The organism is Mycobacterium sp. (genome assembly GCF_049278535.1).
Taxonomy (GTDB): domain Bacteria; phylum Actinomycetota; class Actinomycetes; order Mycobacteriales; family Mycobacteriaceae; genus Mycobacterium.
Genome location: NZ_JBAPMI010000029.1, coordinates 1 through 20,997, shown reverse-complemented (window position 1 = coordinate 20,997; position 20,997 = coordinate 1). Strand labels below are relative to the sequence as shown.

Genomic DNA, 20,997 nt, shown 5'->3' with positions numbered 1-20,997 from the left:
AACCTCGACTACATCGCGGTAAATAATCCCGTGCCGCTGGCCTTGGACCAGTACCCGTGGTCAATAGGCACGCGGACGCTAGCTGTGTGGGCGCGATCGGAGTTCGTCGTATGCGTGTGCAAAGGGCCCAGGTAGCGGCTGTAGCGTATTGCCGTGAAATCTTTCCGGTTGTATTCCTCGGCCGTGCTCGCCGCCTTCGTCGCGGCGGTCGTTCCGACGCTCGTTGTATCTGGCACGGCAACCGCCGCCGGCTCATGCCCGACCGCTGCGCCGCAGAACGGTGGCGCGACTGACTGGACGCTGCCGGGCAACACCGGCAGTGTCGCGGTCACCGGATCCACGGATACAACGGCTCCGCGCATCAATGTCACGACACCCTTCAGCGTGACTCAAACCCAAGTGCACACGCTGCATGCCGGTGATGGCCCAGCGGTCCCGCCCACAGCCAGGGTCTCCGTCTGCTACATGGGCGTCAACGGACGTGACGGGTCCGTTTTCGACAACAGCTTCGAGCGCGGCACATCAGTCGACTTTTCCCTCGGCGGGGTCGTTCCCGGCTTCCAGAAGGCCATCGCGGGACAAAACGTCGGATCGACCGTCGCTGTCGCGATGACCTCTGCGGACGGCTACCCCGACGGTCAGCCCGCAGCCGGGATTCGGGCCGGCGACTCGCTCGTCTTCGCGATCAAGATTCTCGCCGCGACAAGCTGAGCCGCCGACCACCGCCAGTGGCGCTGACATTCTGATCATGAAGATCGGGACCCTTCTGCACCTGCGACCTCGATGCCTACCGTTCACGCGTGGCGTTGAGCGTCGGTAGCATCCCGGTCCAGATCCCCCGAGCCTCCCCTACGACGTTTAGGCAGGCGCTCTTTGTCGCCGTGACTGCGGGTCTTGGCTACGGCTTCGACTCGTACGCGGTGAACATCTACGGTCTGGTGCTTCCGGAGATCAAGCGGACGCTGCACATCACCGAAGCCCAGGCCGGCTACATCGGTTCGATCTTCCTGCTGGGCTACACCATTGGCACCATCGGCTTCGGATTTGCCGCAGACAGGTGGGGACGGAAAACGACGCTCGGAGCGTCGATCCTGCTGTACGGCGTGACGACCGCCTTGGCCGGCCTGACAACCAACATCGCCGCATTCACCGGACTTCGATTCCTGACGGGCGTCGGAGGGGCCGGCGAACTCGCGGTTGGAGCGCCCTATACCGCCGAAGTCTGGCCGGCGAAGACCCGTGCGATTGGCGTTGGCGGCGTTATCTTTTCGCTCTTCTCGCTGGGTTACGTCCTTGCCGCCGGTGTCGCGCTGGCTTTGGTCCCGCGCTTCGGTTGGCAGTCCGCGTTCATCGTCGCGATCATTCCTGCCATTGTGCTGTTCCTGATCCGGCGCGGTATCACCGAATCACATCGCTACGTCGCGGTCCGGGCCAACGGGACTGCCAAGCCGCTGCTCTGGCGCCTGCCCGGTGTACGACGACGTTTGGTGGCCGGCTGGCTGATCTACACCGCCAACGCGGTCGGCTACTGGGGTATGACGCTTTTCTTGACGACGTACATCGTAAAGCGGTTCCATGCCACGCCGATCGAGGCGATTCGCTATGCGCTGGTGTTCTTCCTGCTGCAAGCGGCGTTCGCCTATTTGGGAACCGGACTCGCCGACTGGGTTGGGCGACGGCCCTCCGCGATCCTGGCCGCGGTCATCGAAGTCGCTGCGACGATTTTGGCGGCCACCTCCGATTCGCTGGCGCAGTATCAGATCTTCGGTGCCGTCGCCATCGCCACCCTCGGCTGGTTATGGGGCGTGGGCGACACCTACATCGCCGAGCTATTCCCAACAGTGCTGCGCGGCACCGGGTTTGGAATTGCCGTCGGCGGCGGCCGTGTCGTATCTATCGCCGCTCCGACCGTCATCGGCTGGGCCATCATGCATTACGGTCTTCAGACGCCGTACCTGGCACTGGCCGGCCTATGGGTACTGACGCTGATCGGCTACCTGCTCGGGCCCGAGACGAAGGGCAAAGAGCTTGAAGAGCTGACCGACGCGGCCCTCACAGATGACCTTGTCTGTGCCGAAAACTAATTCACTGCGGGTGGGTCGCGACGTAATCCCCGGCCGGGATCGGTGACGTCGCGGCATAACCGATGGGCAGCAACACATCTCCGGCTGTCGTGCGGCAATAGACGTCCCACCGGTAGTAGCCGCCGAGAGCGGCAGGGTCGGAACCAATCAGCGCTGCATACTGATCAACCGCGCGAACATATTGGTTGGCATGGTTGTACCGGAAGAGGGCGTGGTCCCGGTCGTTGGCGAAGTTATTCGCAGCGAGATAGCGGCCCGCCGCCATGATGCTGTCGTGCGGCGAATGAATGTCGCCGCCCTGGCCGTAAGCGGCGAATGTCGCGGGCAAGAACTGCATGGGGCCTTGCGCGTCGGCGGTGCTTACGCCGTCGATGCTGCCAAACCGGGTCTCGACGAGGTTGATCGCGGCCAGGTAGTTCCAGCTGACACCGGTGTCCGCCTCGGCTTGGTGGTAAAAGCCGAGCAGTTGATCCGCTGGAGCCGGCGGGATGATGCGCCACGCGGGCAACGTGGAGCGAACCGGGGTGATCGCGGTGAGCTGACGGCGAGCGTCGACATTGCGGTCGTAGACATCGAGCAGCGTTGCCGGAATGCGCGGCCGGGTAGTCCCGTCCCACTCGGGATGTTGCCCGATGGCCCGGTAAGCGGCCTGCTGGCGGTGGGCCGCCGCAACCAGACCCGGCTCCCCCGTCGACGGATCGCGCAACGCGTGTTCGTCGGAGACGAGGTCGTCGGCCAACTGTGCGGGGTCCGAAGCCAGCCGAGGCTGTGCCCCATCAGGCGTCTTTGGTGAAGCGGCCACCGCCACGGTGGTCGACGGGATCGGATCCGCCGCCGCCCTTGGCGCGGTCGGCCCGGGCGGATGCGAGCATCCGGCGAGCACGAGCATGACCGGGCCCAGCACCAGAGATGGGATCACACTGCTTCGGCTCAGTCGCATTACTTCATCCTCGTACAAATCGGCGCGGCTGGTTAGGGTCAGTGGCTTCCGTCGGGTGCCGGCGCCGGCGGCCAGTGCGAGCCTGGCGACACCTCGCCGGGCTCGGAATGTTCGCCACGAGCCAAAGGCACCCACTGCTCGGTCGGCGCGGGTTGCTTCGACGATGGGAAGTCGCGCAGTTTGCCTAATGGTTTTGCGTCCCATTTCGCGAATGTCAGCGGTGTCTGCAGCCAGGCGTGCAGCAGGTTGTAGGTCGCCTCCAGGGAATCCATGTGGGTGCGCTCCCAACCATGGCTGCCGTCGAGCCCGAATCCCACCAGCGCAGCACGCGTGCCCGCACCGGCCTCGATCGCGGCGGCGGCGTCGGATCGGTAGTAGCGGAACACGTCTCGCGCGAACGGTATGCCCTGCTCTTCGGCAAGGCGGCACAGTTTTCGAGTGAGGTGGTAATCGAACGGACCGTGCATATCGGCCATCGGGATCGTGACACCGTCTTCGATGGAGTGCTGGCCCGGCGCGCACACCGCGTTGTCGACCGAAACCAGCTCGGCGACGTCGGCGGGAAGTCCATCGCTTGCCCCGTGGCCGACTTCCTCGGTGATCGTGACCATGATCGTGGTGCGATGCGGCAGCACAAGCTTGTTTTTGGCGAAGTTTCTGGCTAATGCCAGCGCAACGGCGACGCCGGCCTTTCCGTCAAGGTGACGCGAGACGATGAATCCGTCGGCGGTGAGCTCTGGGCTGGTGATCAATCCGACGAAGTCACCCACCTTCAGGCCGAGGCGGACCAGATCGTCGCGTGAGGACACCTTCCGGTCGACGCGCACCTCCACGTGTTCCCAGTCCGTGGGTTGGCTATCGATCTCGTCGCCGAAGGCGTGGCCGCTGGCCTTGAGCGGCATCACCGTGCCGGTGATGAACTCGTCGGGGTCGTCGCTGAAGATTCGTACCCGAGCGCCAGTTGCGAACCGGGCCGAGAAGGTGCCGACGGGGATCAGCTCGAGGCGACCGTTGTCCTTCAGCGCGCGCACCATGCAGCCGATAGTGTCGGCGTGCACCACCACTGCCCGATCGGTGTGGGCCGACTTTCCTGGGAGCTCAGCGATAAGCGCGCCGCGACGGGTCAATGAGAACGGCACCCCGAAGTCGTTGAAGATGTCACCGATCAGTTGCATCACGACGTCGGTCCGTCCCGACGGGCTCGGAGTCTGCAACAGCGCCAACAGGGTGTCGATCATCCACGCGCGGTCGGACTCGGGCATGGCCGCGATGTTGCCCACGTTGTCTCCCTCGTGCTTGTTCTGGAGCTACATCCAATCAGCACCGTTGCTGGGTCGGTCAGGTCCACAATGCCGGTCTGACGGATTCCTCCAAACGTAGTATTCCGTCCGGAAGTCCTAGCTGTGGCCCTCTGCCAGCTTTCAACGCCAGCGTCTTGGGTGAACCTGGGCGTTATGGATAAGACCAAGTTCATTGAGCGGCTCAACGAAGACCTCGGCACCGAATATCAGTCCATCGTCCAATACATCCAACACACCGCGACCATCAAGGGACCCGAGTACCACTCGATCACCGAGGAAATGGACAACCACCTGGCCCAGGAGCTGCAACACGCCAAAATCCTGGCTCAGCAAATCGACTTCCTCGGAGGCAAGCCCACCGTCAAAGTGCCGGAAGTGCCGGATGCGGCCGACGGAGCGGCGGCGCTGAAGGCCGATGTGGAGTTGGAACAACGTCAACTGGACCGCTATCGGAAGCGGGTGACCGAGGCCAACGATCTGGGGTTGCCGGATGTAGCCGAGGCGCTGCGGCCGCTGCTGCAGCAGACGCAGGACCACGTGCGGGAGCTGCAAGACGCCCTGGAGGGCTGACGCTCGTTCCGGCTCGGCCTAGCGCTGCGCCACCGGCGGTCCGAACCACCTGTTGAGCGCGTCCGTCAAACCGGCAGCAGGGCCGTCATCGACCCAGGCGGCATGCCCGTCGGGCCGAACCAAGACCGCGGCGGGAGCGGCAACGGTACCGATGGCTGGAAGCTGCCATTCCCCAAGGTATTTCGCGTCGATCTGCCGGACTCGGTCTGACCACGCAGATATCTGAAATGCGCCCGGCTCGCCGAAGTTGATCAGCACCGCCCGCGCATCATGCAACAGCGTGAACACCCGGCGCGGACCGTCCGCGGTCACGATGTCGAGATCGGGCATCCGGCGTCCGAGCAGCGGGTGCCCGGAACCCAGATCGTAGTGAATATCCAGTCCCGACATCGTCGCTGCGAAGTGTCGACGCGGCTCGTCCATCTGCAACACCTCAGACATGATGTCGCGCAATGCTTTTGTGCGGTCATCGGTTGGCTGTCGCAGCAGCGCCATCTGCGCCATCGTGTGGTGCAGCACCCGGGCAGCGACTGGATGCCGTTCGGCGTGATAGCTATCGAGAAGGCTGTCCGGCGCCAACCCCTTAGCTACCAGGGCAAGCTTCCACCCCAGATTCACCGCATCCTGGACACCCGTGTTGAGCCCCTGGCCGCCGATCGGGTGATGCACATGCGCGGCGTCGCCAGCCAGCAGCACTCGCCCGTCGCGATAGGACGCCGCCTGTCGTGTCATGTCGGTGGCTCTGGAAATCCAAGTGGGGCTGTGCATGCCGTACTCAGTTCCGTACACGGCGACGAGTGCTTCGCGGAGATCGTCCTGGGTTGGTTCGGCGCCGGGGCCCAGGTGCTGTTCGGTCACCATCACCCGCACCGATCCCCCGTCGGTCGACTCGCTGAGTGCATGTACACCTGCGGCGTCGTGCCGAATGCCCCAGTCTGGCTCGCGGGCCATCTCGACCTCGGCCAGCAGATAGCTCATCGTCGGATCCAATCCCGGAAATTCGATGCCTGCCGACTTCCGGACCGCGCTGCGTCCGCCGTCGCAGCCGACTAGATACTCCGCCCGCAATCGTCGGCCGCCAGACAGCCCGACGTCGACCCCGTTGTCGTCGTGTCCGACACCCGTTACCTCGTGTTCGTGATAGACCGGCACGGCCAGTTCCTCGACCCAGTCGGCCAGGATGCGCTCGATGTGGTTCTGCCACAGCGCAAGTCCATAGGGATGCCGGGTGGGAAAATCGCTGATGTCGAGCCGGATCTGGGAGAACCCCGCGACTTGTGCGATCTGGCCGCGCGTCAGGAATCGTTCGGCGATTCCGCGTTGATCGAGCACCTCGATGGTGCGTGAATGTAAACCGCCCGCGCGTGAGCCGACCAGATCCTGGTTTGCGCGCCGCTCGACGATGACAACGTCGACCCCTGCCAACGCCAACTCGCCTGCCAGCATCAGCCCGGTCGGTCCTCCCCCGGCAACGACTACCGCGTGCCCGGCCATCGCTTCGTTACCCACTCAGTCCCCCCAAAAATCGCCGATTTATCGCTTCGGCCAGCGATTTTGCGCCATCGCCCGGGGCTTGCCGCAAGCCCCCGGGTGCGCTATATGTTGAAGGTGAGGATGTTAAGTCCCACCCCAATTCTGGCTGCAGGCGGCTGACCGTCTCGGCTTGAGCAGCGAATTCCGTTCTGGCGCAAGGCCGTACAGCAATTGTTGGATCGCGCCCGGCTGCCAAGATCCCTGCCTACGATAGGCGCTGTGTCATCGAGCGGCGTGGGTACGCATCAGCCGTGATCGCTTTCGTGTGTGCGATGCCGATGGAATTGCGGCCACTGCGCCGCCGCCTTCGGCTGCGCAAATCCGGGTTGGGCTATGTCGGCAAGATCGGCGACCATGCCGTGATCGCTGTGGTCACCGGGATCGGCACCGCCATGGCGGACGGTGCGACGGCCCGATTACTCGATGCGGTCGACGTCGACTGGCTGGTGGTTGTCGGCATCACCGGCGCTATCGACGACGACACCCCGATCGGGTCGCTGGTTCTGCCCGAACGAGTCGTCAACAGCGCGGACGGCTCGGTGTACCGACCGACACCACTTCCCGTCGGTAACGCCCACGGGACGATGTGGACCACCGACGAGCTGCTGACGGATCGGGCGATACATGCCGATCTGAGATCGCGGGGCGTGGTGTCGCTGGACATGGAGACCGCGGCGGTCGCACAGGTGTGTGAACAGCGCGGCGTCGCTTGGTCGGTGGTGCGGGCCATCAGCGACCGGGCCGGCGACGGCACCGTGGACGCCGATATCGCCGGCCTCACCCACCCTGATGGCACCGCGAACCCGGCAGCCGTCGCGCGCTATCTGGCCAGGCATCGCAATGCGCTCCCCCGTCTGGCTCGGCTCGCCAGAGGATCGAACCTTGCGGCCGCAGAGGCGGCGAAGGCCGCCATCACGGCGGTAAGCAGGTCGATTAATTCTTGACCAACTCCAAATTAGGTCTTGACCGACTCCAGATAAGCGCGGAGTATCTGGGGTTGTGTCGTCGACGTCGACGGATTACCCCGCGCAGCTGCGAATGGCCGATCTGCGCGTGACCCGACCGAGGGTCGCGGTGCTGGAAGCGGTGCATGACCATCCGCACGCGGACACCGAGACGATCCTGACGGCGGTGCGAAACGGACTTCCCGATGTCTCCCGCCAGGCCGTGTACGACGTCCTCAACGCGCTGACTGCGGTGGGTCTCGTGCGCCGGATCCAGCCGCTGGGCATGGTTGCCCGCTATGAGTCGCGAGTCGGCGACAACCACCACCATGTCGTGTGCCGATCCTGCGGCATCATCGCCGACATTGATTGCGCGGTCGGCGATGCGCCGTGTTTGACCCCGTCCGACGACGACAACGTGCTGGAGGGCTTCGTCCTCGACGAGGCCGAAGTCATCTACTGGGGTCTGTGCCCCAACTGCTCGACCGCAACGTCTCGATCACAACCGTGATCACAGCCCAATTCACCCACCCCTGAAAGGAACGCAGTGTCACCCGATACAGCCCACAAGGGCAGCGAAAGCGAAAACCCGGCACTCTCAGCGCCGGAGCCGAAATCGCATGCGCCACTGAAGAACCAGGACTGGTGGCCTGAACAGGTCGACGTCTCGCGGTTGCACCCGCACGTGGCGCAGGCAAACCCGCTCGGTGAAGACTTCGACTACGCCAAGGAGTTCGCCAAGCTCGATGTCAACGCGCTGAAGGCCGACGTGGTCTCGGTGCTGACAAGCTCCCAGGACTGGTGGCCGGCCGACTATGGCAACTACGGCGGCCTGTTCATCCGAATGAGCTGGCATGCTGCGGGCACCTACCGCATCTACGACGGCCGCGGCGGCGGCGGTCAGGGAATGCAGCGTTTTGCCCCGCTGAACAGCTGGCCGGACAACGGAAACCTCGACAAGGCGCGGCGGCTGCTGTGGCCGGTCAAGAAGAAGTACGGCAACAAGATTTCGTGGGCTGATCTACTGCTGCTTGCCGGCAATGTGGCCTTGGAGTCGATGGGTTTCACGACGTTTGGCTTTGCATTCGGCCGCGCAGACGTCTGGGAGCCCGAAGAGATTCTCTTCGGTGAAGAAGGCGAATGGCTGGGTACCAACAAGCGCTACTCCGGTAAGCGCGACCTCGCACAGCCCTACGGCGCGACCACCATGGGCCTGATCTACGTCAATCCCGAAGGGCCCGAGGGCAAGCCGGATCCGATCGCCGCGGCAGTGGATATCCGCGAGACCTTCGGCCGGATGGCGATGAATGACGAGGAGACCGCAGCTCTCATCGTCGGTGGCCACACCTTCGGCAAGACCCACGGCGCGGGCGACGCCGACCTGGTCGGACCCGAGCCCGAGGCGGCCCCGATCGAACAGCAGGGACTCGGCTGGAAGAGCGCATACGCCAGCGGGAAGGGCGAGGACGCCATCACCAGCGGCCTGGAGGTGGTGTGGACGCCGACGCCGACCAAGTGGGACAACTCGTTCTTGGAGACGTTGTATGGCTATGAGTGGGAGCTGACCAAGAGCCCGGCCGACGCCTGGCAGTTCACCGCGAAGGACGGCGCCGGAGCAGGCACCATCCCCGACCCGTTCGGCGGGGCCGGGCGCGCCCCGACGATGCTGGTCACCGACGTCTCGATGCGCGAGGACCCGATCTACCGGGAGATCACCAAGCGCTGGCTGGACCACCCCGACGAGCTGGCCGATGCCTTCGCCAAGGCGTGGTACAAGCTGCTGCACCGCGACATGGGACCGGTTTCCCGCTACCTCGGACCGTGGGTGGCCGAGCCGCAGCTGTGGCAGGACCCGGTACCGGCCGTCGACCACAAACTGGTCGACGACAAGGACGTCGCCGGCCTGAAAAAGAAGGTCCTCGACTCCAGCCTGTCGGTGCAGCAGTTGGTGAAGACCGCGTGGTCTGCGGCGGCGAGCTACCGCAACACCGACAAGCGCGGTGGCGCCAACGGCGGTCGGCTTCGCCTTGAGCCGCAGAGGAACTGGGAGGTCAACGAACCCTCCGAGCTCAGCAAGGTGCTGCCGGTTCTGGAGAAGATCCAGCAGGACTTCAACGGCTCGGCCTCTGGTGGCAAGAAGATCTCGCTGGCCGACGTGATCGTGTTGGCGGGCTCTGCGGCGATCGAGAACGCCGCGAAGGACGCTGGATACGACATCTCGGTGCACTTCTCGCCGGGTCGTACCGACGCCTCGCAGGACAGCACCGACGTCGAGTCGTTCGCAGTGCTCGAGCCGCGGGCCGACGGTTTCCGCAACTACGCACGGCCGGGTGAAAAGGCGCCGCTGGAGCACCTGCTCGTGGAGCGGGCCTACCTGCTGGGCGTGACTGCTCCGGAGCTGACCGTGCTCGTCGGTGGACTACGTGCCCTGGGCGCGAACCACGGCGGCAGCAAGCACGGCGTCTTCACCGACAAGCCGGGCTTGCTGACCAACGACTTCTTCGTCAACCTGCTCGATATGGGCACGGAATGGAAGGCGTCGGACACCGCGGAGAACGTCTACCAGGGCCACGACCGGTCATCGGGCGCCGCCAAGTGGACTGCGACCGCAGCCGACCTGGTGTTCGGATCGAACTCGGTGTTGCGTGCGCTGGCCGAGGTCTACGCGCAGGACGACGCCAAGGGGAAGTTCGTCGAGGACTTCGTCGCGGCATGGGTCAAGGTCATGAACAACGATCGGTTCGACCTCAAGTAGCAGCCGATCGACCGACACACCACGGCACCCCGCGGGCACCCGCTCGCGGGGTGCTGTGCGTCAACCCCGAATACTGGCATCGCAATGGATAACCGCGAGTTAGGTTTCCGCCGTTGAAATTTGTGGTGGCAGGCTATGGAAGTCGCGGCGATGTCGAGCCCTGAATCGCCGTCGCCGGCGAGCTGCTGCGTCGGGCCATGACGTGCGGATGGCGTCGACGGTCCCGCCCGAGATGCTTGGCTTCGTCGAATCGACGGGGCTCACCGCGTTCCCCTACGGCCGGGACTGCAGGCGCTGCTGCGCGACGAGGATTTCGTTCCCATGATGCGGCATCCGTCCACGCTCGATCTTCACTCCGCAATGCCTTGCCCAAGCCCGTGACATTGCCGCCTAGATGACCAAACCCGCCAAAGCGCTGCCAGCACCGCCGATCTCTTCGAAGAGGCAGCATCAGCATGAGGCGCTTCCAGCGCAGAATGCCGACGGCCGCGATGCACGCCGGTGGCATGATGAGACCGTGAATTTGCGGGCGCGGAACAACGTGCGGATCGCCGGAGTCGACGACGGTCCGACGATCATGCTGGCCCATGGGTTCGGGTGTGATCAGAATCTGTGGCGCCTAGTTGAAGCGCGACTTGCGCCACGCTTCAGGTTGGTTTTGTTCGACCACGTTGGCTGCGGTGCCTCGGACCCCTCGGCCTGGGATCCCCGACGGTACGAGTCATTGCAGGGATATGCCGACGATATTCTCGGCATCGTTGGCCTGCTTGACTTGCACGACGTGACATTCGTCGGCCACTCGGTTGCCGCGATGATGGGAGTGCTCGCGGTCTCGACCGACCCGAGCCGCTTCGCCAGGTTGATCCTGCTCACTCCCTCACCGTGCTATATCGACGAGGGCGACTATCGTGGTGGCTTCTCCCGCAACGACATCGACGAGCTACTGGACTCACTCGAGAGCAACTATCTTGGGTGGTCGCGATCGATGGCGCCGGTGATCATGGGAACGCCGGATCAACCTGAACTCGCCGACGAGCTCACTGATAGCTTCTGCCGGACCGACCCGGCTTGTGCGCAGGTCTTCGCGCGGACCACTTTCTTATCCGATAATCGCGGTGACCTTGCGCGAGTATCGGTGCCCACCCTGGTGATTGAATGCGCACACGACACTTTGGCGCCTCGCGAGGTCGGTACTTACGTGCATCAGCACATCGACGGCAGCGAACTGGTCACGCTCGAAGCAACCGGTCATTGCCCCCAGATCAGCGCTCCAGACATCACCGCGCAGGCGATCGCGGCGTTCGCCGGGGCGTCGTGACACGGCAACCGGAGTCGTCTTCGCCTGCCGAGACTTTCAGCTCACCGCGATCGGCGGGCGGTGACCAAAGCATTGAGGATCTGCTTGAGAATGCGCCGTGCGGCTACATCGTGGCTAGGCCGGACCGGCGAATCACCAGGGTGAATGCCACGTTATTGACGTTGCTCGGCTACTCGCGGAAAGCGTTGATAAACAAGCCTTTCACGGACTTCTTGGCGGTAGGTAGCCGGATTCACTACGAAACTCATTTCGCTCCGCTATTGCAACTGCGGGGCCAGCTTGCGGGTGTCACTGTGGATATGGTGACCTCGGACGGTACGCGACTGCCCGTATTCCTCACCGCCAACGTCAAATCTGACTCCGACGGTCAACCACTGTTGCTGCGCATCACGATTCAAGATGCGCAAGACCGACGAGCATATGAGCGAGAGCTCCTCGAGGAGCGACAGCGGGTCGAGCGAGAACGCGCGCAGGTCCATCTGTTGGCGCGGACTCTGCAGCGCTCGCTGCTGCCGCCCTCACTGTCGCCTCCCGAGGGCTTGGATGCATCTGCGTACTACCACACCGCGTCTGCGGACGATGTCGGCGGAGATTTCTACGACTTGTTCCCGCTCACCCATGACAAATGGGCTTTCGTTATCGGTGATGTGAGCGGCAAGGGCGCCGGCGCTGCCGCGGTGACCTCATTGACCCGCTACACGCTGCGGGCAGCCGCGGTCTTCGATGACGACCCGGTGTCGGTGTTGCAGAATCTGCATGCGGTCCTGAGCCAGGAGTCTCGCGACACCGTCAATCAATTCGCGACAGTAATTTTCGGAGTCCTCACTCCGTACGGCGGTGCATTCGACGTCCATCTCGCAAGCGGCGGCCATCTTCCCCCGCTCGTGCTCGGCGCCGACGGTGGGGCGCGTTATGCGGACACGATCGGTGGCCATCCCGTCGGAATTCCAATGGAGCCGAAGTTCATTGCTGCCAGATTTCGACTCGGGCCGGGCGACACCCTGGTGCTCTACACCGACGGGTTGACTGAGGCGCGAATAGGTAGCGGCACTGAGCGCTACGACTACCGCGGAGCGTTGTTGGAATTCGCTGCCGCACATGCCCCGACCACCGCATCAGCGATCGTTGCGGCGATTCATTCGCTATTGGACAGCCTTGGTTCGGGTGTGGAGGATGACGCGGCCGTGTTGGCACTAGGCGTGCCTTCGGTGAATTCGCCAACCGCTGCGCGTGCTTCGCTGAGCTCCCGCCGATGAAGTGTGTGCTGGCCGGCTACGGGAGTCGGGGCGATGTCGAGCCATGCGCCGTGGTTGGTCGGGAGCTGCTGCGCCGCGGTCACGACGTGCGCATGGCTGTCCCGCCCAACATGTTCGGGCTGGTCGAATCGGCCGGGCTCACCGCCGTCGCCTACGGACCAGACTCTCATGCACAGCTGAACACGGCGGCAGAATATTTCGTCACCAATAATCCCCTTTCCGCGCTGCCCGAAATGGTGGAACGCGTGACAAAGGTCTGGGCGGACAAAGGCGCGGCGCTGGCATCGCTGACAGAGGGTGCCGACGTGCTGTTGACCGGTATGAACGAGCAGCGACTCGCCGCCAATATCGCCGAATATCACAACGTTCCGTTGATCGCGCTGCACTTCTTCCCCCCGCGGATACAGCCGTCCGGAATGCTGAATGCACAACTCACCGAGCTGTCCGAAGGTCCCCTGCGCCGGGCTTTGGGCCTGCCGGAGGCGCCCGAGCCGACGGCGGCATTGCTGGAGATCCAAGCCTACGACGAGCGTTGCCTTCCTGGGCAGCCTGCGCAATGGGCAGAGCCGGGCAGGCCGTTCGTCGGCGCGCTCACATTGGAGTCGCCGACGGATGCCGACGATGAGGTTCTCGCGTGGATTGCCGACGGGACTCCCCCTGTTTATTTCGGCCTGGGCAGCACGCCGATTTCTCCTCCTGCCGACATCGTCGAGATGACCATCGCGGCGTGCGCGCAGGTAGATGAGCGGCTGCTAGTGTGCTCTGGCCCCAATGATTTATCCGAATTCGATCATTTCGACCACGTGAAGTTCGTCAGCGCCGTCAATCACGCGGCGGTCCTCTCGGCGTGCCGGGCGGTCATTCACCACGGAGGTGCGGGGACTACTGCGGCCGCCATGCGCGCGGGTGTGCCGTCGCTGATCTTGTGGCTCTGGCTCGATCAGCCGGTGTGGGCGGCCGGCGTTGAACAGCTGAAGATTGGTACTGCACGACGCTTCTCGAATACCAACCAGCAGTCACTGGTTGCCGGCCTGAAGTCGATTCTTGCTCCTGAATATCTGACCCGGGCTCGCAACATCGCCGCGCAGATGATGTCGACTCACGAAAGCGCTTCTCGCACTGCTGATCTCGTAGAGAGCGCTGTTAGCGCCGACTAGATCATCGATTCAGATCCCATTGGCCGAAGTCGGCGGCAAGCACCTCATCAACGTCGATGTGGATGCCGCCGAGCAGCGGGCCCGGGCTCGACGGGCTGTTGACCACTTCCTGGTACAGCACCGCAGCGGCGTCGCGCTGCCCATGCGACCAGCTCCTGGTCTGCCACGCCCATCGGTGCCCTGCTGTGCTGGAGTGGCCGATCACGCCGTCGTTGACCGCCCACTGGCAGGCCTGAAAATGCCCGTAGATCCCGGTTCGCTGCACACCCAGTACAGAGTTGATGCCGCGAAACCAATTGACGGCCAGACTATTCCAGATGCTGACGTCGATATCGTCGTCCACACTGAAAAAGATCGGCGCGGAGTTGCTTCCCCCGGCGGCGGAGTGCAGCCGCAGCGCGGCTTGCGCATCCGCTACCCCACCGTCGAATCCGCGGGTGAGATCCGACGGCGCGGTTCCGCCCGGCTTGCCGTACTGGAAGTTGCTGACGATGTGTAGACCGGCCGCGCGCAGCGCGTCTGCGTAGTCGCGGGTGATGGGCTTGGCCTCGAAGTTCGCGCCCGGCCGCGACTCGGACACGTAGTTCACCACCCCGGTATAGCCGGCCGATCTGATTTCGTCCGGCGCGATTCGACGCTCGGCGAAGTCGATCAGCCTGGGGTTGTCAGCAAAGGCTTTACGCCCGTCGAGCATTGACCCCAGGCCTAAGACAACCGCTGCCGCACCGTATTTGGCAAGTTCACGGCGTGAAACACTTCGCGCTTCGAATGAGTCGGTCACGGTCCGGCCTCAGCGGGTGAGGAGAGCCGTGGCGCTCCAGGGCCTTCCGCCCGGATTGCGGGGATTGGGCCGTGTCACCCACACGAGCGGCCGCATGAAAATCGGTAGTCGGTGGAGTCGGTTGGCGGCCGCCATCAGCCATTCGGACTCGACTACCCGCCACCCGAGGTCTTCGAAGTACGCCAGTCCGTTTTCGGGCGCGAATACGAAGGGCGCATTCTGCAACATGCCGGCCATCTTCTCGTTCATCCGCTTCTTCAATCCTGGGCCGCCGAAGTCGAACATCCACCAAGCCACCTCGGGTCGGGCGATGGCGTCCGAAAGTGCTTTGACATCAGGGTTGTCCAGATACATCAACAGGCCCTCGGTCAACACTAGCGCCTTGCGGGCACCGTCGAGGGCATCGTCGAAGAATGCATTGAGGGCCGCCGGGTCGGAAAGGTCGACCGCTGTGCGGGTCAGCCGGCAGCGCGGCGTCTGGTCGGCAAGGAGTTGCGTCTTCTCTGCGAGCAGCTCCGGAAGGTCCGCCTCGATCCACGGCAAATCAGCCGGCAAGTCCAAGCGGTACGGTCGGGTGTCCAGGCCGGCCGCGAGGTTCAGCACCCGGTCGCAGCCGTCGGCGATCGCTTTGGCGATGGCGTCGTCGATGATCTTGGTGCGCGCGATGAGCCACCAGCCGTTGCGGCTCGTTACCGGAGTTTTGGCAACGATCGCGCGGCCCTGCTCCCCCGCCAGACGTTCGGCCAGTGGATCCTTGAACAGCGCGTCAGCACGAGCCGACTCGTTTGCCCGATACGTCGCCGTCCATCGGGCGGTGTCTGAAACGTGTGTGATGAAGTGCCCGTCGTCTGGCATACGTTGCGTTATAGCACTCAGTCGCTGGTGGAACAGGGGTCGGGTCGTGTACAAGGGTCTGATGGAGGATCAGACCGCCGGGTCTTTCACTCCGTCCACGCTGCGCGAAGCGGTAGCTCGCCGGTTGTACCGCCGAGCGGCGGTGACAGCACAGATCACGGTTCCCGCGGTGCCCAGCATGATCGACGAGTACGTCAAGATGTGCGGCAACGTCTTTGCCGTTGCCGGCGTGCAATACAGCGCCGAGCAATCCGCTCAGCTGAGGACGGTGCTGGCAGCCGAGCTGGCGAAGGCCTTCACGGCTTCGTCCCGATCGAACATCGTGATCTCGTTCCAAGCTCCCTTCGGCATCACCATGAATTACCGTGTCGCAACCGAATCCGTGACGATCGGCGGCGCCTACGACGGCTGGGTCGGCACTCGCGAGGGACCGCTATTCGGCACCGAACCGGACGCCCGGGTGTGGGCGCTGGCCAGCGACGTGGCCGATCCTCGATCTCATCCGGTGCTCGACATCGGCGCGGGAACTGGGCGCAACGCCCTGGCCTTGGCGCGGCGCGGCCACCCGGTGGATGCGGTCGAGATGAGTCCGAAGTTCGCCGAGATCATTCGCGCGGAGGCCGAACGCGACTCACTCGAGGTGCGTGTGCTGAATGGCGACGTCTTCGAGACCATGGACGGTGTTCGCCGCGACTATCAGCTGATCGTCCTAGCCGAGGTGGTCCCGGATTTTCGGACCGCCGGCGAGTTGCGCGGAATCTTTGAGCTCGCCGCGGACTGCCTGGCCCCGGGTGGGCGGCTGGTGTTCAACTCGTTTCTGGCGCGTGCCGACTACCCCCCCGACGACGCAGCCCGCGAACTCGGGCAGCAGTGCAACACCATGATTTTCACCCGCGACGAACTGCACGATGCATCGTCCCAGCTGCCCCTTGAGCTCATTGCCGATGACTCGGCATATGAGTACGAGAAGACCCATCTTCCGGACCGTGCCTGGCCACCCACCGCGTGGTTCGAGGGGTGGGCCAGTGGCCTCGACGTGTTCGATGTCGAGCGTGAAGAGTCGCCAATCGAGTTGCGCTGGCTCGTTTATCAGAAGGTATGAGGTTCGATAGTCATGACCGATGCAATCCACTTCGTCGACGCGAACGGGCTGAAATTCGCCTACCTTGAAGAGGGATCCGGGCCGCTGGTGCTGATGCTGCACGGGTTCCCCGACACCGCGCACACCTGGGACGATCTGCGCTCCCGCATCGCGGCCACGGGATATCGCGCAGTAAGTCCATTCATGCGCGGCTACCACCCCACCGCAATCCCGGACCGTGACGCCGACCAGGAGACGCTGGCGCGGGATCCGCTCGCGTTGATCGACGCGCTCGGTGCCGATGAGGCCATCGTCATCGGCCACGACTGGGGGGCCTCGGCCGCATACGGTGCGGCAGCCCTCGGCCCCGATCGGGTAAAGAAGCTGTTCGTCCTGGCCATACCCCACCCCGCGGCGCTCAGGCCGTCGTTGAAAAAGCTTTGGGGCGTGCGCCATTTCGCAGCGTACAAACTGCCTGGAGCACCGGAACGCTTCGCGCGCAACGACTTTGCGGCACTTCCGGCGATCTGTCGGCGGTGGTCGCCCACGTGGAGTCCCGCGGGTCACGAATTCGATGCTGTGCGAGCGAGCTTCTCGAATCCCGCGAGCTTGAACGCGGCGTTCGGCTACTACCGAAAGCTGTCACCGATACCCAGTGCTTCTTTGAAGACGAAAATCACCGTGCCCACCGTGGTCTTCGCGGGGCTCGATGACCCGGTTGCGGAGCCGGCGGACTACCGTTACGCAGCGCGGATGTTCGCCGGCGACTACGTAGTCGAGGAGGTTCCGGGCGGGCATTTCATGCACCGTGAGCACCCCGACGTGTTCGCGGAGCGACTCCTGACTCATCTGTGATCGGCGCCGCTGCTATCGTGCAGTGCCTATGCCCGAGATGGATCGACGGACCATGATGCTGATGACGGGTGTCGGCGTGCTGGCAGCCGCGGCTCCGATCCCACAGGCGCGGGCTTACCCACGGCCACCGGCCGCGCCGTCGGGCGGTTACATCTTCCAAGACGACTTCGACGGCCCGTCCGGGTCGGCGCCTGATCCCGGAAAATGGACCGTGGCCAAAGCGCGCGAGCAAATCAAGGATCCGACGCGCTGGGAGTTGCCCGAGAACATCGGCCAATACCGCGACGATCGCCGCAATGTCTTTGTAGACGGCAAGTCGAACCTGGTCCTCAAGGCCGCGAAAGATGGCCCGACCTTCTTCAGCGGCAAAATTCAGAGCCTCTGGCGAGGGGGCGTCGGCCATACCTGGGAAGCGCGGATCAAATTTGATTGCCTGACCGCGGGCAGCTGGCCCGCCTACTGGCTGGGCAACGAGGACCAAGGCGAGATCGACGTCATCGAGTGGTATGGCAACGGCAGCTGGCCGTCCGCCACCACCGTGCACGCGAAAGCCAACGGCGGTGAATGGAAGACCCACAACACCGGGGTCGACAGCGGTTGGCACACATGGCGCTGCCAATGGGACGCGGCCGGCATCCGCTTCTGGAAAGACTTTGCCGACGGCGCGGCGCCCTATTTCGACGTTCCAGCGGACTCGCTGCCGGACTGGCCGTTCAACGGCCCCGGCTACACCGTCTACCCGGTGTTCAATCTCGCAGTCGCCGGTTCAGGCGGCGGCGATCCCGGACCGGGGACCTACCCGGCGCAAATGCTGGTCGACTGGATCCGGGTCTGGTAATTCGCTTGATACAAGTGAAGCGGTGAAACTGCGTGTTGCAGATTCACCGCTTCACCGGCAAACGTCAGTAGTTGTTGCAGTTGGCAACGACCCGATTGATCAGCGGGATGTATTGCTGCGCCGTCGCGGGGTCGAGCGATTGTGCCTGGTTGGCGAGCGAAATGCGCTGCGGCGAACCCGCAGGCGCCCCGAGGTACTGATCCAGAAAGAAATTTGCCCTCCCGGAGCTGCTCAGTTTTGTCGCGTCGCCTGGTGATATCGCCCTCAGGGCCGCCATAACCTGGCCCTTGTTGCAGGTGGTGTCTATTGCCTGCTGCGACAGGCCGTCTGCCGCAGCGATCCCCGCGCCTGCGAGCACCGACAACGCCAGACCCCCGGCTGCAGCAACCAGTTTGCTCATCGAACGCGTGACCATGAATGGAACACCTTCCGGACTACGATCCGCCGAACCTCGGCGTCGAGATCCTCAGTTTACCGGAAGGGTTGAGTCAACGACCTTCGCCGCGATGTGACTCATATACCTCACAGGCCACACTTAGGTTTGCGGTTCGTGGGTATTTTTCGGTTATGACCGAGGGCCCGCTCCGAAATTGGGCGGTGGACTTCTACCGCGTGTCGGGGGTGGCCCTGATCGTTCTCGGGCACTGGCTAGCCGGCGCGGTGACCTACCAGGACGGGGCTTTCGGTCGGCAGAACCCGCTCGTCGACCAGCCCTGGACGCAATGGCTGACGTGGCCCTTCCAAGCCGTCCCGGTTTTCTTCCTGGTCGCCGGCTATGCCGCTGCGGTGTCGTGGAGCCATCGGCACACCATTGAGGGGCTGCCGCGCCAAACCTGGCTGCGACATCGTCTCGCCCGCGTGCTGGGGCCCTCTACGGTCTATGTCGCGCTGGTCTCTGTCGTTGTCGCCATCCTGGACGCCTTGCGGGTGACCGGTTCGACGCTGGAATATGCGGGCTGGGCGGTGGCGATGCATCTGTGGTTCCTCGCCGTATATCTGGTGGTGGTATCGCTGACGCCGGCTGCGATTGCGGCCCAACGTCGTTGGGGACTTCTGGTTCCTGTAGTGCTGGCGGTCGGTGTCGGGGCCGTTGACGTTGCCTCGCTAGCCGGCCACGTGCCACATCTGGGTTGGCTGAACTATCTGCTCTGCTGGGCCCTGCTCTACCAACTCGGAATAGCTTGGCAGAGCGGACTATTGGCTGGATACAGACCTGTATTGCTCGCAGCCGGATCGGCAAGCGGGCTGTGGCTGCTGATCTGGCTGGGTCCCTATCCGATCAGCATGATCGGTGTGCCTGGCCAGGCCGTGCAGAACACCGAGCCACCCTCGGCCGCAATGCTGGCATTCGGCTGCGCGCAGGCCGGGCTGGCGATCAGCGTCGCGCCGCTGCTCAATCGCGCGCTGCGTCCCGGAGTGGTTCAGCGAGTGCTGTCGCGGGCCAACACCAACGTGATGGCGCTGTACCTGTGGCACATGATTCCGGTGGTGATCGTGGCGATCATCGGTTACCCGAACGGGCTGCTGCCACAACCGGTCGAGGGCGGGGCTCAGTGGTGGCTGGCCCGGCTGCTATGGGTGGTGATCCTCAGCGTGGTGACAGCGGTCGAGTTGGCACTCTTGTGGTGGGGCCGAGGCTTTTTCGCCGCGCCACTCCCCGGGCTGAATGTGCTCAGGGGTCGCTGGGCCGAGCCGATCATGCTGGCCGGAGCCGCGATGGCGTCCTACGGGCTGGCGTTCCTGGCCGCAGAAGGCTTCGCGCCGTACGCGCATTTCCCCCGACTGACCGCGGTGATATTCGCCGTCGGCGTGCTGCTGGTGACGCTGTGTGCGCCGGACCGCACCAGTGAGTAGTGCAAACCCTTTGTCGCCGTAGCGGTTTGACGCCTACTTGTATTACCTGAGGTAGTCGCCAAACCCGCTGGGAGTCAGGACGATGCGTTCAGCGCGGCCAGCGCTGCATCGTAATTCGGCTCTTGCGCGATCTCCGGCACCAGCTCCTCGTACGCGACATTGCCGTCAGCGCCGATGACCACGACGGCCCGGGCTAGGAGGCCCGCGAATGGACCGTCAGCGATGGTGACGCCGTAATCCTGACCGAAGCTGTCCCGGAACGCCGAGGCGCTCTGCACGTTCTCGATGCCTTCTGCGCCGCAGAATCGCGCCTGCGCGAACGGCAGGTCATTGGAGACGTTCACCACCGAGACACCACCGGCGGCGGCGCGCTCGTTGAAGGTGCGCACACTCGTCGCGCACACCGGTGTGTCCACCGAGGGAAAGATGTTCAGCAACACGGGCTTACCGTGAAACTGCTCGCTGTTGACCGCACCCAGATCTGAGCCGACCAAGTTGAATGCCGGAGCCGAAGCCCCGACGGCGGGCAGCTCGCCCACGGTGTTGATCGTGCTTCCACGCAAAGTTATCTGTGCCATGCCGACAGTCTGCCAAGGTCCGCGCACCGGTGTCGGGTCGGGGCAGCCGCGGGCGACTGCTCAAGCTGCAACCTTCACGTCCCGAGGAGAGGATCGTTGACGAATCGGCACCGGCCAGGTCGGCTGAAGTTGCTCAGGACCGGCCTTTTACCAGCGAAAACGCCGAATTCTGGTGTCACCCCTGCATCCCGCAGGCCCTCTCCTATATCGTCTAGCTGTGCCGGAGATGAATCGACGCAACTTGTTGTTGACGTGTGGGATGGGCTTGCTTGCGGCTGCGGCCGCGGCCGCCGCCCT

The 20,997-nt window shown here is 64.0% G+C and carries 20 protein-coding genes and 1 pseudogene; 14 read left to right on the top strand and 7 right to left on the bottom strand.

Going from position 1 to position 20,997, the window contains the following annotated elements; genetic code table 11:
• Positions 1-153: 153 nt before the first annotated feature.
• On the top strand, positions 154-711 hold the full coding sequence (locus WAO18_RS01720; RefSeq protein ID WP_422203352.1) for an FKBP-type peptidyl-prolyl cis-trans isomerase: 558 nt from the start codon (positions 154-156) through the stop codon (positions 709-711).
• Positions 712-800: 89 nt separating this feature from the next.
• On the top strand, positions 801-2,084 hold the full coding sequence (locus tag WAO18_RS01715; RefSeq protein ID WP_422203350.1) for an MFS transporter: 1,284 nt from the start codon (positions 801-803) through the stop codon (positions 2,082-2,084).
• A 1-nt stretch (position 2,085) separates the two neighbouring features.
• Here WAO18_RS01715 and WAO18_RS01710 read toward each other — a convergent pair whose 3' ends face one another.
• The gene (locus WAO18_RS01710; protein WP_422203348.1) at positions 2,086-3,024 is read right to left on the bottom strand and encodes a transglycosylase SLT domain-containing protein; all 939 of its coding nucleotides are present in this window, start codon (positions 3,022-3,024) and stop codon (positions 2,086-2,088) included.
• A gap of 38 nt (positions 3,025-3,062) precedes the next feature.
• Entirely contained in the window at positions 3,063-4,304 is a 1,242-nt protein-coding gene (locus WAO18_RS01705; protein WP_422203346.1) for an osmoprotectant NAGGN system M42 family peptidase, read from the bottom strand.
• 174 nt (positions 4,305-4,478) lie between these two features.
• Here WAO18_RS01705 and WAO18_RS01700 point away from each other — a divergent pair, with 174 nt between their 5' ends.
• Positions 4,479-4,895 carry a ferritin-like domain-containing protein gene (locus WAO18_RS01700; RefSeq protein WP_422203344.1) on the top strand — a complete coding sequence of 139 codons (417 nt, stop codon included), beginning with the start codon at positions 4,479-4,481 and terminating at the stop codon, positions 4,893-4,895.
• An 18-nt stretch (positions 4,896-4,913) separates the two neighbouring features.
• On the opposite strand, the gene WAO18_RS01695 is transcribed toward WAO18_RS01700, so the two are convergent.
• Positions 4,914-6,389 (bottom strand): FAD-dependent monooxygenase, encoded by a 1,476-nt coding sequence (locus WAO18_RS01695; protein ID WP_422203359.1) that lies wholly within the window; start codon positions 6,387-6,389, stop codon positions 4,914-4,916.
• A gap of 290 nt (positions 6,390-6,679) precedes the next feature.
• Between WAO18_RS01695 and WAO18_RS01690 the strand changes: the two genes are divergently transcribed.
• The 7 genes and pseudogenes from WAO18_RS01690 (at position 6,680) to WAO18_RS01660 (ending at position 13,858) form a co-directional block, all read left to right on the top strand.
• A complete protein-coding gene (locus WAO18_RS01690) occupies positions 6,680-7,372 on the top strand; it encodes a hypothetical protein (RefSeq protein ID WP_422203342.1) in 693 nt (230 codons plus the stop codon).
• A 94-nt stretch (positions 7,373-7,466) separates the two neighbouring features.
• Positions 7,467-7,883 (top strand): Fur family transcriptional regulator, encoded by a 417-nt coding sequence (locus WAO18_RS01685; protein WP_422203358.1) that lies wholly within the window; start codon positions 7,467-7,469, stop codon positions 7,881-7,883.
• A 36-nt stretch (positions 7,884-7,919) separates the two neighbouring features.
• Positions 7,920-10,127 carry a catalase/peroxidase HPI gene (katG, locus tag WAO18_RS01680; RefSeq protein ID WP_422203341.1) on the top strand — a complete coding sequence of 736 codons (2,208 nt, stop codon included), beginning with the start codon at positions 7,920-7,922 and terminating at the stop codon, positions 10,125-10,127.
• A 164-nt stretch (positions 10,128-10,291) separates the two neighbouring features.
• Positions 10,292-10,407 (top strand): annotated as a pseudogene (locus tag WAO18_RS01675) (hypothetical protein); the annotation flags it as partial.
• A 237-nt stretch (positions 10,408-10,644) separates the two neighbouring features.
• Entirely contained in the window at positions 10,645-11,445 is an 801-nt protein-coding gene (locus tag WAO18_RS01670) for an alpha/beta fold hydrolase (RefSeq protein WP_422203339.1), read from the top strand.
• Positions 11,446-11,516: 71 nt separating this feature from the next.
• Positions 11,517-12,701, top strand: a complete 1,185-nt coding sequence (locus WAO18_RS01665) for a PP2C family protein-serine/threonine phosphatase (RefSeq protein ID WP_422203356.1) — start codon at positions 11,517-11,519, stop codon at positions 12,699-12,701.
• A complete protein-coding gene (locus WAO18_RS01660; protein ID WP_422203337.1) occupies positions 12,698-13,858 on the top strand; it encodes a glycosyltransferase in 1,161 nt (386 codons plus the stop codon). Before WAO18_RS01665 ends, WAO18_RS01660 begins: the two co-directional genes overlap by 4 nt.
• 1 nt (position 13,859) lies before the next feature.
• On the opposite strand, the gene WAO18_RS01655 is transcribed toward WAO18_RS01660, so the two are convergent.
• The gene (locus WAO18_RS01655; protein WP_422203354.1) at positions 13,860-14,552 is read right to left on the bottom strand and encodes a DUF1906 domain-containing protein; all 693 of its coding nucleotides are present in this window, start codon (positions 14,550-14,552) and stop codon (positions 13,860-13,862) included.
• Positions 14,553-14,648: 96 nt separating this feature from the next.
• A complete protein-coding gene (locus WAO18_RS01650) occupies positions 14,649-15,494 on the bottom strand; it encodes a class I SAM-dependent methyltransferase (RefSeq protein WP_422203335.1) in 846 nt (281 codons plus the stop codon).
• A 61-nt stretch (positions 15,495-15,555) separates the two neighbouring features.
• On the opposite strand from WAO18_RS01650, the gene WAO18_RS01645 reads away from it, so the two are divergent.
• Genes WAO18_RS01645 through WAO18_RS01635 form a run of 3 tightly spaced genes read left to right on the top strand, consistent with a single transcriptional unit; the run spans position 15,556 to position 18,268 of the window.
• Positions 15,556-16,596: a class I SAM-dependent methyltransferase gene (locus WAO18_RS01645; RefSeq protein ID WP_422203333.1), complete on the top strand. Its 1,041-nt coding sequence runs from the start codon at positions 15,556-15,558 to the stop codon at positions 16,594-16,596.
• A 12-nt stretch (positions 16,597-16,608) separates the two neighbouring features.
• Entirely contained in the window at positions 16,609-17,430 is an 822-nt protein-coding gene (locus WAO18_RS01640) for an alpha/beta fold hydrolase (protein WP_422203331.1), read from the top strand.
• Between the two features lie 28 nt (positions 17,431-17,458).
• Complete coding sequence (locus tag WAO18_RS01635; protein ID WP_422203329.1) at positions 17,459-18,268, top strand: glycoside hydrolase family 16 protein; 810 nt, start codon at positions 17,459-17,461, stop codon at positions 18,266-18,268.
• 64 nt (positions 18,269-18,332) lie between these two features.
• On the opposite strand, the gene WAO18_RS01630 is transcribed toward WAO18_RS01635, so the two are convergent.
• Entirely contained in the window at positions 18,333-18,683 is a 351-nt protein-coding gene (locus tag WAO18_RS01630) for a hemophore-related protein (RefSeq protein ID WP_422203328.1), read from the bottom strand.
• A gap of 152 nt (positions 18,684-18,835) precedes the next feature.
• On the opposite strand from WAO18_RS01630, the gene WAO18_RS01625 reads away from it, so the two are divergent.
• Positions 18,836-20,122, top strand: coding sequence for an acyltransferase family protein (locus WAO18_RS01625; RefSeq protein WP_422203326.1), 1,287 nt, complete (start codon positions 18,836-18,838; stop codon positions 20,120-20,122).
• Positions 20,123-20,196: 74 nt separating this feature from the next.
• Here the strand turns inward: WAO18_RS01625 and tpx are convergent, their stop codons facing one another.
• Positions 20,197-20,700, bottom strand: a complete 504-nt coding sequence (tpx, locus tag WAO18_RS01620; RefSeq protein ID WP_422203324.1) for a thiol peroxidase — start codon at positions 20,698-20,700, stop codon at positions 20,197-20,199.
• Between the last annotated feature and the right edge of the window lie 297 nt (positions 20,701-20,997).

Coding starts and splice junctions, on each gene's coding strand:
- WAO18_RS01710 (WP_422203348.1), bottom strand. CDS start 3,024: ATGCGACTGAGCCGAAGCAGTGTGATCCCATCTCTGGTGCTGGGCCCG.
- WAO18_RS01700 (WP_422203344.1), top strand. CDS start 4,479: ATGGATAAGACCAAGTTCATTGAGCGGCTCAACGAAGACCTCGGCACC.
- WAO18_RS01660 (WP_422203337.1), top strand. CDS start 12,698: ATGAAGTGTGTGCTGGCCGGCTACGGGAGTCGGGGCGATGTCGAGCCA.
- tpx (WP_422203324.1), bottom strand. CDS start 20,700: ATGGCACAGATAACTTTGCGTGGAAGCACGATCAACACCGTGGGCGAG.
- WAO18_RS01655 (WP_422203354.1), bottom strand. CDS start 14,552: ATGCTCGACGGGCGTAAAGCCTTTGCTGACAACCCCAGGCTGATCGAC.
- WAO18_RS01640 (WP_422203331.1), top strand. CDS start 16,609: ATGACCGATGCAATCCACTTCGTCGACGCGAACGGGCTGAAATTCGCC.
- WAO18_RS01685 (WP_422203358.1), top strand. CDS start 7,467: ATGGCCGATCTGCGCGTGACCCGACCGAGGGTCGCGGTGCTGGAAGCG.
- WAO18_RS01635 (WP_422203329.1), top strand. CDS start 17,459: ATGCCCGAGATGGATCGACGGACCATGATGCTGATGACGGGTGTCGGC.
- WAO18_RS01645 (WP_422203333.1), top strand. CDS start 15,556: ATGGAGGATCAGACCGCCGGGTCTTTCACTCCGTCCACGCTGCGCGAA.
- WAO18_RS01695 (WP_422203359.1), bottom strand. CDS start 6,389: ATGGCCGGGCACGCGGTAGTCGTTGCCGGGGGAGGACCGACCGGGCTG.
- WAO18_RS01625 (WP_422203326.1), top strand. CDS start 18,836: ATGACCGAGGGCCCGCTCCGAAATTGGGCGGTGGACTTCTACCGCGTG.
- WAO18_RS01630 (WP_422203328.1), bottom strand. CDS start 18,683: ATGGTCACGCGTTCGATGAGCAAACTGGTTGCTGCAGCCGGGGGTCTG.
- WAO18_RS01650 (WP_422203335.1), bottom strand. CDS start 15,494: ATGCCAGACGACGGGCACTTCATCACACACGTTTCAGACACCGCCCGA.